Origin of the sequence: Streptomyces sp. NWU339, assembly GCF_003143855.1 — a bacterium.
In the GTDB taxonomy this organism is placed as follows: Bacteria; Actinomycetota; Actinomycetes; order Streptomycetales; family Streptomycetaceae; genus Streptomyces.
In genome coordinates this window covers 22,162-32,411 of sequence record NZ_QFRK01000069.1, presented here as the reverse complement: position 1 = coordinate 32,411, position 10,250 = coordinate 22,162, and the positions used below count along the sequence as shown (strand labels likewise).

Here is a 10,250-nt window from a genome sequence, read left to right as displayed (position 1 = left end):
GAAAGCTTTTTCGGCCTGCTGAAAGCGGAGATCGGGACCACCGTCTGGGAGTCCCACGAGGCCGCCCGCGCCGACATCTTCTGCTTCATCGAGGTCGAGTACAACCGCACCCGCCTGCGCAAGCACCCCGAGTACGGCTACGTCACCCCGCTCGAAACCAGAGCTCTGGTGACCCAAGACCTCGCCCCCGCAGCGTAAACACCCGCTGTCCACGATCAAGGGGGAACTTCAGCCGTCGTACATCCCGTCGTTCCGGGCCGCTGTGCTTGTCGGCGCCGTCACGTAGGCTCGCAGACAGCCGGGGTACGCGTGATCCGAGTGATCCGAGTCGAGGGAGGAGGCCACGTGCTCATCGACACGTACGGCCGAGTTGCCACCGACCTGAGGGTGTCACTGACCGACCGGTGCAATCTGCGGTGCACCTACTGCATGCCCGAGGAGGGCCTGCAGTGGCTGGCCAAGCCCGACCTGCTCACGGACGACGAGATCGTCCGCCTCATCGACATCGCCGTCACCTCCCTCGGCATCGGGGAGGTCCGCTTCACCGGCGGTGAACCCCTGCTCCGCCCCGGCCTGGTCGGCATCGTCGAGCGGGTCGCGGCCCTGGAGCCCCGCCCCCGGACGTCCCTCACCACCAACGGCATCGGCCTCGGGCGCACCGCGGCGGCCCTGAAGGAGGCGGGACTGGACCGGGTCAACGTCTCCCTCGACACGCTCCGCCCGGACGTCTTCAAGACCCTCACCCGCCGCAACCGCCACCAGGACGTCATCGACGGCCTGTACGCGGCCCGCGAGGCCGGCCTGACCCCGGTGAAGGTCAACTCGGTCCTGATGCCGGGGCTCAACGACGACGAGGCCCCCGACCTGCTGGCCTGGGCCGTGGACCACGGCTACGAGCTGCGCTTCATCGAGCAGATGCCCCTGGACGCCCAGCACGGCTGGAAGCGCGACGGCATGATCACCGCCGACGACATCCTCACCTCCCTGCGCACCCGATTCGAGCTGACCCCCGAGGGCGACGAGGCCCGCGGCTCCGCCCCGGCCGAGCGCTGGCTGGTCGACGGCGGCCCGCACCGCGTCGGCGTCATCGCCTCCGTCACCCGCCCGTTCTGCGCGGCCTGCGACCGCACCCGGCTCACCGCCGACGGACAGATCCGCACCTGTCTGTTCGCCACCGAGGAGACGGACCTGCGCGCGGCCCTGCGCTCCGACGCGCCCGACGAGGAGATCGCCCGGATCTGGCGGCTGGCCATGTGGGGCAAGAAGGCGGGCGCCGGCCTCGACGACCCGACGTTCGTACAGCCCGACCGCCCGATGTCCGCCATCGGCGGTTGAGACGCCGAAGGGGCCGGGACTGGGAGGCCGGGGCAGGGCTCGGGACTACGCCTCTTCGGGCGCCCGCCACTCCTCGAAGCGCACCACGTCCTTCAGGAACCCGCGTACGCCGAGGAACTGCGACAGATGCTCCCGGTGCTCCTCACACGCGAGCCAGGTCTTGCGGCGCTCCGGCGTGTGGATCTTCGGATTGTTCCAGGCGAGCACCCACACGGCGGCGGCACGGCAGCCCTTGGCGGAACAGATCGGCGTCTCGGGATCAGGGTCCATCACACCGCCGACCCTAACCCGACCGGCTCAGCGGCAACGGCCGGGAGCACCTGTCACACCCGGGACAAAGGCGACGCCGAGCAGCCACGGGGGGAGCTGCCCGGCGTCGGTCCGTCGCTCCGACGGGGGATGCGGAGCGCGTACGAAGTATGTCACGGGTCACCCCGCCCCCGGCACCGGAACAACATGATTGATCTGAGCTTTTCTTGAGCTTGGCGGGGAAGCGCCCTCCGGTTCCGGCCGGTCATGGTCATGTTCCGAAGGTCATGACGGCCCGGGCCGCTCCGTCCGTGCGCCGGAGGCGGGCTCGGTCGTGGGCTCGGGCACCGCATCCTCCGTCCCGGGTTCCGCCGTGTCGCCGTCCGTCCGCGACGGCTCGATCTCCGTCCGCATCTGCGTCGACAGGTAGGTCGAGGGCAGCGACGGCGCGTTCTCACGCCCGGCGTTGGCGATCACCACCGCGATGTACGGCAACAGCATTCCGAGGACCAGCGCCACGATCGCGACGTACCGTTCCACGTTCCAGAGCGACGCCGCGAGGATGACCGAGATCGTACGAACGGTCATGGAGATCACATACCGGCGCTGCCGCGCGCGCACATCGTCCTGGAGGCCCGCCCTGGCGCCGGTGATCCGGAACACCTGGACGCCACCGCCGTGCTGCTTCCGCATCACATTCCACCATCCGCCCGTATCGGACTTTTCCCGCCCCTGGCCGTCTCGTGACCGGCCGGGGCACCGGGCCCGCACGAAGACCACGTTACGCCGCGCCCACGCCGCCCACGAGACCGGGGCATCCCGGACCCGCGGATCCGTCCGCCGTTCCCCCGTCCGCCCACCCCGTCCGATCCGAAGCCCGTACGGCACGCCCGACATGCGGCGTAACGGGTCCGGGTCGACACTGGCCGTAACGCTCGCGTCTAGGCGTACCAGGAGGCAGCCATGGGCTGGTTGTGGGCGATCATCGTGGGATTCGTGCTCGGCCTGATCGCCAAGGCGATCATCCCCGGCAAGCAGCACAGCCCGCTGTGGCTGACCACCATCTGCGGCATCCTCGGCGCCATCGCGGGCAACGCGATCGCGCGTGGCTTCGGTATCGCGGAGACCCCGGGCATCGACTGGGGCCGGCACATCTTCCAGTTGGCGGCGGCGATCGTCATCGTCTTCTTCGTCGACATGCTCTACATGCAGATGCGGGGCAAGCGCAAACAGCAGCGGGCCTGACGCGCGGGCCCGCCGAGGTGTCCTTCGGTGTCGTCCGGGCAGCCGAGGCCGGTCGCCCCCTCGGATGCCCGGACGACCGGACGTTTCAGCGGCTCAGGCGGCCGTGACCTCCACCGCCGCCAGGTTCTTCTTGCCCCGGCGCAGCACCAGCCAGCGCCCGTGCAGCAGGTCCTCCTTCGCGGGGACGGCGTCCTCGGCGGTGACCTTGACGTTGTTCACGTAGGCGCCGCCCTCCTTCACCGTGCGCCGCGCGGCCGACTTGCTCGCCACCAGGCCGACCTCGGCGAACAGGTCGACGACCGGACCGAGCGCGGCGACCTGGACGTGCGGCACCTCCGAGAGGGCCGCCGCCAGCGTCCGCTCGTCCAGCTCCACCAGCTCACCCTGACCGAACAGCGCCTTCGACGCGGCGATCACGGCGGCCGTCTGGTCGGCGCCGTGCACCAGGGTCGTCAGCTCCTCGGCCAGGGCGCGCTGGGCGGCACGGGCCTGCGGACGCTCCGCCGTCTGCCGCTCCAGCTCCTCCAGCTCCTCGCGGGACTTGAAGGACAGGATCCGCATGTAGCCCGAGATGTCCCGGTCATCCGTGTTCAGCCAGAACTGGTAGAACGCGTACGGCGTGGTCATCTCCGGGTCGAGCCAGATGGCGCCGCCCTCGGTCTTGCCGAACTTGGTGCCGTCCGCCTTCGTCATCAGCGGCGTGGCGTAGGCGTGGACGGCGGCGTCCGGCTCCAGCCGGTGCAGCAGGTCCAGGCCCGCCGTGAGGTTGCCCCACTGGTCGCTGCCGCCCTGCTGCATCGTGCAGCCGTGACGCCGGTACAGCTGGAGGAAGTCCATGGCCTGGAGCAGCTGGTAGCTGAACTCGGTGTAGCTGATGCCCTCGGAGGACTCCAGACGCCGGGCTACCGAGTCCTTGGTCAGCATCTTGTTGACGCGGAAGTGCTTGCCGATGTCCCGCAGGAACTCGATGGCGGAGAGGTTCTGCGTCCAGTCGAGGTTGTTGACCATCGTGGCCGCGTTCTCGCCCTCGAAGGACAGGAACGGCTCGATCTGGCCACGCAGCCGCTCGACCCAGCCGGCGATGGTCGCCGGGTCGTTCAGCGTGCGCTCGGCGGTCGGGCGGGGGTCGCCGATCTGGCCCGTGGCCCCGCCGACCAGCGCCAGCGGCCGGTGACCGGCCTGCTGCATCCGGCGCAGGGTGAGCACCTGCACCAGGTGCCCCACGTGCAGCGACGGCGCGGTCGGGTCGAAGCCGCAATAGAACGTGACGGGACCGTCCGCGAGCGTCTTGCGCAAAGCGTCCTCGTCGGTGGACTGGGCGAACAGCCCGCGCCACTTCAGCTCGTCGACGATGTCCGTCACGGTTCTCGTGTCTCCTCGGTGATCTTCGGCTCGCCGGTACTCGGCCGGTCGGGTGACCGCCGATGGCGAACGCCTACGAGGTTATACGCCCTGGCTGACAGAACTCATATTGAAATCGGGGACGCGCAACGGCGGCATCGCGGCCCTGGTGAACCAGTCGCCCCACTCCCGGGGCAGCGTCCTCTCCGTACGTCCCGCCTCCGTGGCACGGCCCAGTACGTCCACCGGCGACTCGTTGAACCGGAAGTTGTTGACCTCCCCGACGACCTCGCCGTTCTCGACGAGGTAGACGCCGTCCCGGGTCAGACCGGTGAGCAGCAGCGTCGCCGGGTCCACCTCGCGGATGTACCACAGGCAGGTCAGCAGCAGCCCGCGCCCGGTAGCGGAGACCATCTCCTCCAGGGAGCGGCCCTCGCCCCCGTCGAGGATCAGGTTGTCGATCCCCGGGGCCACGGGCAGCCCGGTCAGGTCCGCGCCGTGCCGGCTGGTGGTCAGGCGCGTCAGCTCGCCCTCGCGGATCCACTCCGTGGCCGTCAGCGGCAGCCCGTTGTCGAACACCGACCGGTCGCCCCCGGAGGAGTGCGCGATCACGAAGGGCGCCGACTCCAGACCCGGCTCGTCGGGGTCGCTGCGCAGGGTCAGCGGCAGCCCGGACAGCCGCTCGCCGATCCGGGTGCCGCCGCCCGGCTTGGAGAAGACCGTGCGGCCCTCGGCCGCGTCCCGGCCCGAGGCCGACCACAGCTGGTAGATCAGCAGGTCCGCGACGGCGGTCGGCGGCAGCAGCGTCTCGTACCGGCCCGCGGGCAGCTCGAACCGCCGCTCGGCCCAGCCCAGCCGCACGGCCAGCTCGGCGTCGAGCGCCGCGGGGTCGACGTCCTTGAAGTCCCGCGTGGCACGGCCCGCCCACGCCGAGCGCGTACGGTCCGGCGACTTGGCGTTCAGCTCCAGCGTCCCGCTCGGCTGGTCGTGCCGCAGCCGCAGCCCCGTGGACGTACCGAGGTAGCTGGAGACCAGTTCGTGGTTGGCGAAGCCGTACAGCTCCCGGCCGCCCCCCCGCGCGCGTGCGAACGCCTCGCCGAGGGCCGGTGCGAAGTCGGCGAACACGGCGGAGGAGGTCTCCGCGGGGGCCTCCCTGAACTCGGGAGACTCAGTCACCCCCGTCACCAGCGGCCGGGCGTCCTCGGCCGGTCCGGCGCCCCGCGCGGCGGCCTCGGCGGCCCGCACCAGGGGCTCCAGTTCGTCGACGGTCACCGCGGACCGGGACACGACGCCGGACGCCGTGCCCTCCCGGCCGTCCACCGTCGCGACGACGGTGAGCGTGCGCCCGCGCGTGACACCGTTCGTGGTGAGCGAGTTGCCCGCCCAGCGCAGGTTGGCGGTCGACTCCTCGTCGGCGATCACGACACAGCCGTCGGCCCGGGACAGCTCCAGAGCACGCTCGACGAGCTTGTGCGGCTTGGTGGTACGAGCGTTCATCGACCCGCCTCCTGGGTGGTGTTGAGAATGCCGACTCCCTTGAAGAGGGCGGACGGGCAGCCGTGCGAGACCGCCGCGACCTGCCCCGGCTGGGCCTTGCCGCAGTTGAAGGCGCCCCCGAGGACGTAGGTCTGCGGACCGCCGACCGCCGTCATGGAACCCCAGAAGTCGGTGGTCGTCGCCTGGTAGGCCACGTCCCGCACCTGCCCGGTGAGCCGCCCGTTCTCGATCCGGAAGAAGCGCTGCCCGGTGAACTGGAAGTTGTACCGCTGCATGTCGATGCTCCACGACCGGTCACCGACGACGTAGATGCCCCGGTCCACGCCCCCGATCAGATCCTCGGTCGACATCCCGGCGGGGTCGGGCCGCAGCGACACGTTGGCCATGCGCTGCACCGGGACATGCCCGGGGGAGTCCGCGAACGCGCACCCGTTGGACCGCTCGAACCCGGTCAGCCTCGCGATCCGCCGGTCCAGCTGGTAGCCGACCAGCGTGCCGTCCCTCACCAGGTCCCAGGACTGCGCCGCGACCCCCTCGTCGTCGTACCCCACCGTCGCGAGCCCGTGCTCGGCGGTGCGGTCACCGGTGACGTTCATCAGCTCCGAGCCGTACTTCAACTTCCCCAGCTGGTCGAAGGTGGCGAAGGAGGTGCCCGCGTAGGCCGCCTCGTAGCCGAGCGCCCGGTCCAGTTCGGTGGCGTGCCCGATGGACTCGTGAATGGTCAGCCACAGGTTGGACGGGTCGACGACCAGGTCGTACAGGCCCGGCTCCACGCTCGGCGCGCGCATCTTCTCGGCGAGCAGCTCGGGCATCCGCTCCAGCTCGTCGTCCCAGTCCCAGCCGGTGCCCCTCAGGTACTCCCAGCCACGGCCCACGGGCGGCGCGAGTGTCCGCATGGAGTCGAACTCACCGCTCGACTCGTCCACCGACACGGCCGTGAACACCGGATGCAGCCGCACCCGCTGCTGGGTGGTCGTGGTCCCGGCCGTGTCGGCGTAGAACTTGTTCTCGTGCACGGTGAGCAGCGAGGCGTCCACATGGTCCACCCCGCGCGTCGCCAGCAGCCGCGCGCTCCACTCGCCCAGCAGCCCGGCCTTCTCCGCGTCGGGCACGGTGAACGGATCGATCTCGTACGAGGAGACCCAGGTCCGGTCGGCGTGCACGGGCTCGTCGGCGAGTTCGACCCTCTCCGCCGACCCGGCCGCCCGGATCACCTGCGCCGACAGCTGCGCCATCGCCACGGCCTGCGAGGCGACCTTGGCGGCGGCGGCGAGGGTGAGATCCACCCCGGACGCGAACCCCCACGTCCCGCCGTGCACCACGCGCACCGCGTACCCGAGGTCGGTGGTGTCCGACGACCCGGCCGGCTTGGCGTCCCGGAACCGCCAGGAGGCGCTGCGCACCCGCTCCAGGCGGAAGTCCGCGTGCTCCGCCCCGAGCGCCCGAGCGCGGGCCAGCGCGGCATCGGCGAGGGCGCGCAGCGGCAGCGCCAGGAATGACTGATCGACTTCATGGGGCACGAGTGGGGATTCCCTTCGGGTGCTCGCCTGCTGACCGTCTGAGGCAGTGAACCACGCGCGGAGACCCCCGCGGCGCGTCAGAGCCGACAGCACGCCCCCGGGACGGCGGTCGGATCCGAGGGAGTCTGCGAGCCGCCGACTGTAGGGATCCAACAGTGGCGACCCGGTGTCACTGTCGGTGCCCGATTGCTCCGGGGAGCGGGTGGACCGATAGGTTTTCGGTGAAGGCGCCTGCCGCGCGCAGGGGCTCCAGACCGCTATCGAAAGGGTGATCCGTTGAGCCGCTCGGTTCTCGTCACCGGAGGTAACCGGGGGATCGGCCTCGCCATCGCCCGCGCGTTCGCCGATGCCGGTGACAAGGTCGCGATCACGTACCGCTCGGGCGAGCCCCCCAAGGGCTTCCTCGCCGTCAAGTGCGACATCACCGACAGCGAGCAGGTGGAGCAGGCCTACAAGGAGATCGAAGAAGCGCACGGTCCCGTCGAGGTGCTGGTCGCCAACGCCGGCATCAACAAGGACCAGCTGCTGATGCGGATGTCGGAGGAGGACTTCACGTCCGTCGTCGACACCAACCTCACCGGCACCTTCCGTGTCGTCAAGCGCGCCAACCGGGGCATGCTGCGGGCCAAGAAGGGCCGCGTCGTGCTCATCTCGTCGGTCGTCGGGCTCCTCGGTTCCGCCGGGCAGGCGAACTACGCCGCCTCCAAGGCCGCGCTGGTCGGCTTCGCGCGTTCCCTCGCCCGTGAGCTGGGCTCGCGCAACATCACCTTCAACGTCGTCGCCCCCGGCTTCGTCGACACCGACATGACCAGGGAGCTCACCGAGGAGCAGCAGGCGAAGATCCTCGCGCAGGTACCGCTCGCCCGGTACGCGCGGTCGGAGGAGATCGCCGCGGCCGTGCGGTTCCTCGCCTCGGACGACGCCTCATACATCACTGGAGCCGTCATTCCCGTTGACGGCGGACTGGGAATGGGTCACTGAACGACATGAGCGGAATTCTCGAGGGCAAGCGCGTCCTGATCACCGGTGTGCTGACGGAGTCCTCCATCGCCTTCCACACCGCCAAGCTGGCACAGGAGCAGGGCGCCGAGATCATCCTGACCGCGTTCCCGCGGCCCACCCTGACCGAGCGCATCGCCAAGAAGCTCCCCAAGCCCGCCAAGGTCATCGAGCTCGACGTGACCAACGAGGAGCACCTGGGCCGCCTCGCGGACGTCGTGGGCGAGGAGCTCGGCGGCCTCGACGGCGTCGTGCACTCCATCGGCTTCGCGCCGCAGGACGCGCTCGGCGGCAACTTCCTGAACACGCCGTTCGAGTCGGTCGCCACGGCCATGCACGTCTCGGCCTTCTCCCTGAAGTCGCTGACCATGGCCTGCCTGCCGCTGATGCAGAACGGCGGCTCCGTCGTCGGCCTCACCTTCGACGCGCAGTACGCCTGGCCGCAGTACGACTGGATGGGCCCGGCCAAGGCCGCCCTGGAGGCGACCAGCCGTTACATGGCCCGCGACCTGGGCAAGCAGAACGTCCGCTGCAACCTGATCTCGGCGGGCCCGCTCGGTTCCATGGCCGCCAAGTCCATCCCGGGCTTCAGCGAGCTGGCCTCCGTGTGGGACACCCGTGCCCCGCTGGAGTGGGACCTGAAGGACCCGGAGCCGGCCGGCCGCGGCGTCGTCGCCCTGCTGAGCGACTGGTTCCCGAAGACCACCGGCGAGATCGTCCACGTGGACGGCGGTCTGCACGCCATCGGCGCCTGAGCGCCGCCGACCCGGCCCGAAGCAATCGGCGAGGGCCCGCACCCGGGAAGGGTGCGGGCCCTCGCCGCGTCACCCGTTCGGCTCAGCAGCGCGGGCGGTGTGCGGCGCCGGCGGGGCACTGTGGAGCGACAGGTCACAGGGATCACGCGGACACCGCGTGATCCCTGCCTGATCTCCCTCCCAGCACGGCCGAGGAGGCCCCCTCTGTGCGCTTTCACCGCCTGGCCTCAGTGACCTTCACCGTCGCCCTTGGCACCGCTCTCGTGCCCGCCCTGGCGTACGAGGCGGTGCCGCACGAGACGATGTCGCACGCGCGCGTGCGGTCGGCCGACGCCGGGTCCGGCGGCGCGGGGTCCGAGGATCCGTTCGGAGCCGCCTGCCGGATCGGGGCCGACGGCTCCCGGGTGACCGCGTACTGCCACAACCCCTATCCGGACACCGACCACGTGAGCCTGCACGTCGAGTGCCTCCAATGGTGGGACCTCGACAGTGACAGCGCCCCGGTGGCCGCCGCACCCGCACAGACCGTGCAGCTGACCGGCCGCTGCTGGAAGGAGGTCCGGGCCGCGTGGATCAGCCACCGGAAGGCGGACTGAACCGCCCCGGACGGCACGCCAGCGAGTGGGCGGCGGCCTCCTCGGCCGCCGTCGCCGCGTCGCCCGCACGGATCGCGTCCAGCAGCCGCGAGTGGTCCAGGTGGGTCTCCGGGGCCAGCTCCCGGCCGACGTCGCCGCGCAGCCAGTCCCGCAGCACTTCGCTCAGGTCCGCGTACAGCGCGGTCAGCACGTCGTTGTGCGACGCCGCCACGACGGCCAGGTGGAACGTCGTGTCCGCCGCCACGAACTGCTCCGCCGCACCCGACTCCCAGGCCTCCTCACGGCGCAGCAGCAGGGTGTCGAGCTGTTTGAGGTCCTTCTCGGTGCGCCGCTCGGCGGCCAGCCGCGCCGCGGACGACTCCAGGGCGGAGCGCAGTTCCGCGACGTGCCCGCGGTCGGCGCCGGCGAAACGGCGCTGCATCACCCCGGCCAGCTCGCTCGTGGTGACGACATAGGTGCCCGAGCCCTGACGGATGTCGAGCAGTCCGTTGTGCGCCAGCGCGCGCACGGCCTCGCGGACTGTGTTGCGTGCCACCCCGAGCTGCTCGACCAGCTCCGGCTCGGTCGGAATGCGGGAGCCGACCGGCCACTCGCCCGAGGTGATCTGGGCGCGCAGAGCGGCGATGACCTGCTCGGACAGCGCAGAACGACGGGGATGGCTCAGGGGCATGACACACCTCTGCACGGCACGGGTGCCGACACCGGACGGCAGT

The 10,250-nt window shown here is 70.8% G+C and carries 12 protein-coding genes; 6 read left to right on the top strand and 6 right to left on the bottom strand.

The genetic code is table 11. From position 1 onward, the window contains the following. Both DIZ27_RS39795 and moaA read left to right on the top strand, forming a co-directional pair. On the top strand, positions 1–198 hold a 198-nt coding region (locus DIZ27_RS39795; protein WP_146229077.1), incomplete at its 5' end, for an IS3 family transposase. A 147-nt stretch (positions 199–345) separates the two neighbouring features. Then, the gene (gene moaA / locus DIZ27_RS39790; protein ID WP_109383226.1) at positions 346–1,335 is read left to right on the top strand and encodes a GTP 3',8-cyclase MoaA; all 990 of its coding nucleotides are present in this window, start codon (positions 346–348) and stop codon (positions 1,333–1,335) included. Positions 1,336–1,380: 45 nt separating this feature from the next. On the opposite strand, the gene DIZ27_RS39785 is transcribed toward moaA, so the two are convergent. Together DIZ27_RS39785 and DIZ27_RS39780 are read right to left on the bottom strand one after the other, a co-directional pair. Then, the gene (locus DIZ27_RS39785; RefSeq protein WP_109383225.1) at positions 1,381–1,605 is read right to left on the bottom strand and encodes a hypothetical protein; all 225 of its coding nucleotides are present in this window, start codon (positions 1,603–1,605) and stop codon (positions 1,381–1,383) included. A 264-nt stretch (positions 1,606–1,869) separates the two neighbouring features. Further along, positions 1,870–2,277 carry a DUF3099 domain-containing protein gene (locus DIZ27_RS39780; RefSeq protein WP_109383224.1) on the bottom strand — a complete coding sequence of 136 codons (408 nt, stop codon included), beginning with the start codon at positions 2,275–2,277 and terminating at the stop codon, positions 1,870–1,872. A 270-nt stretch (positions 2,278–2,547) separates the two neighbouring features. On the opposite strand from DIZ27_RS39780, the gene DIZ27_RS39775 reads away from it, so the two are divergent. Continuing rightward, positions 2,548–2,829 (top strand): GlsB/YeaQ/YmgE family stress response membrane protein, encoded by a 282-nt coding sequence (locus tag DIZ27_RS39775; RefSeq protein ID WP_109383223.1) that lies wholly within the window; start codon positions 2,548–2,550, stop codon positions 2,827–2,829. Positions 2,830–2,922: 93 nt separating this feature from the next. Here the strand turns inward: DIZ27_RS39775 and tyrS are convergent, their stop codons facing one another. The 3 genes from tyrS to DIZ27_RS39760 all read right to left on the bottom strand — a co-directional run bounded on the left by tyrS (position 2,923) and on the right by DIZ27_RS39760 (position 7,187). Then, a complete protein-coding gene (gene tyrS, locus DIZ27_RS39770; RefSeq protein ID WP_109383222.1) occupies positions 2,923–4,191 on the bottom strand; it encodes a tyrosine--tRNA ligase in 1,269 nt (422 codons plus the stop codon). Between the two features lie 81 nt (positions 4,192–4,272). Beyond that, a complete protein-coding gene (locus DIZ27_RS39765; protein ID WP_109383221.1) occupies positions 4,273–5,667 on the bottom strand; it encodes a metallopeptidase TldD-related protein in 1,395 nt (464 codons plus the stop codon). Next, a complete protein-coding gene (locus tag DIZ27_RS39760; RefSeq protein WP_109383220.1) occupies positions 5,664–7,187 on the bottom strand; it encodes a TldD/PmbA family protein in 1,524 nt (507 codons plus the stop codon). Before DIZ27_RS39760 ends, DIZ27_RS39765 begins: the two co-directional genes overlap by 4 nt. Before the next feature lie 276 nt (positions 7,188–7,463). Here DIZ27_RS39760 and fabG point away from each other — a divergent pair, with 276 nt between their 5' ends. The 3 genes from fabG (at position 7,464) to DIZ27_RS39745 (ending at position 9,537) form a co-directional block, all read left to right on the top strand. Then, positions 7,464–8,168 carry a 3-oxoacyl-[acyl-carrier-protein] reductase gene (fabG, locus tag DIZ27_RS39755; RefSeq protein WP_109383219.1) on the top strand — a complete coding sequence of 235 codons (705 nt, stop codon included), beginning with the start codon at positions 7,464–7,466 and terminating at the stop codon, positions 8,166–8,168. Positions 8,169–8,173: 5 nt separating this feature from the next. Then, positions 8,174–8,941 carry an enoyl-ACP reductase FabI gene (gene fabI, locus DIZ27_RS39750; protein ID WP_109383218.1) on the top strand — a complete coding sequence of 256 codons (768 nt, stop codon included), beginning with the start codon at positions 8,174–8,176 and terminating at the stop codon, positions 8,939–8,941. A gap of 206 nt (positions 8,942–9,147) precedes the next feature. Continuing rightward, positions 9,148–9,537 carry a hypothetical protein gene (locus tag DIZ27_RS39745; protein WP_258308780.1) on the top strand — a complete coding sequence of 130 codons (390 nt, stop codon included), beginning with the start codon at positions 9,148–9,150 and terminating at the stop codon, positions 9,535–9,537. Here the strand turns inward: DIZ27_RS39745 and DIZ27_RS39740 are convergent. After that, positions 9,515–10,207, bottom strand: coding sequence for a FadR/GntR family transcriptional regulator (locus DIZ27_RS39740; protein ID WP_109383227.1), 693 nt, complete (start codon positions 10,205–10,207; stop codon positions 9,515–9,517). The two genes, DIZ27_RS39745 and DIZ27_RS39740, sit on opposite strands and share 23 nt — an antisense overlap. Between the last annotated feature and the right edge of the window lie 43 nt (positions 10,208–10,250).

Excerpts from the sequence above, each read along its gene's own strand:
- fabI (WP_109383218.1), top strand. The coding sequence starts at position 8,174 with ATGAGCGGAATTCTCGAGGGCAAGCGCGTCCTGATCACCGGTGTGCTG.
- DIZ27_RS39775 (WP_109383223.1), top strand. The coding sequence starts at position 2,548 with ATGGGCTGGTTGTGGGCGATCATCGTGGGATTCGTGCTCGGCCTGATC.
- DIZ27_RS39785 (WP_109383225.1), bottom strand. The coding sequence starts at position 1,605 with ATGGACCCTGATCCCGAGACGCCGATCTGTTCCGCCAAGGGCTGCCGT.
- DIZ27_RS39765 (WP_109383221.1), bottom strand. The coding sequence starts at position 5,667 with ATGAACGCTCGTACCACCAAGCCGCACAAGCTCGTCGAGCGTGCTCTG.
- DIZ27_RS39780 (WP_109383224.1), bottom strand. The coding sequence starts at position 2,277 with ATGCGGAAGCAGCACGGCGGTGGCGTCCAGGTGTTCCGGATCACCGGC.
- DIZ27_RS39740 (WP_109383227.1), bottom strand. The coding sequence starts at position 10,207 with ATGCCCCTGAGCCATCCCCGTCGTTCTGCGCTGTCCGAGCAGGTCATC.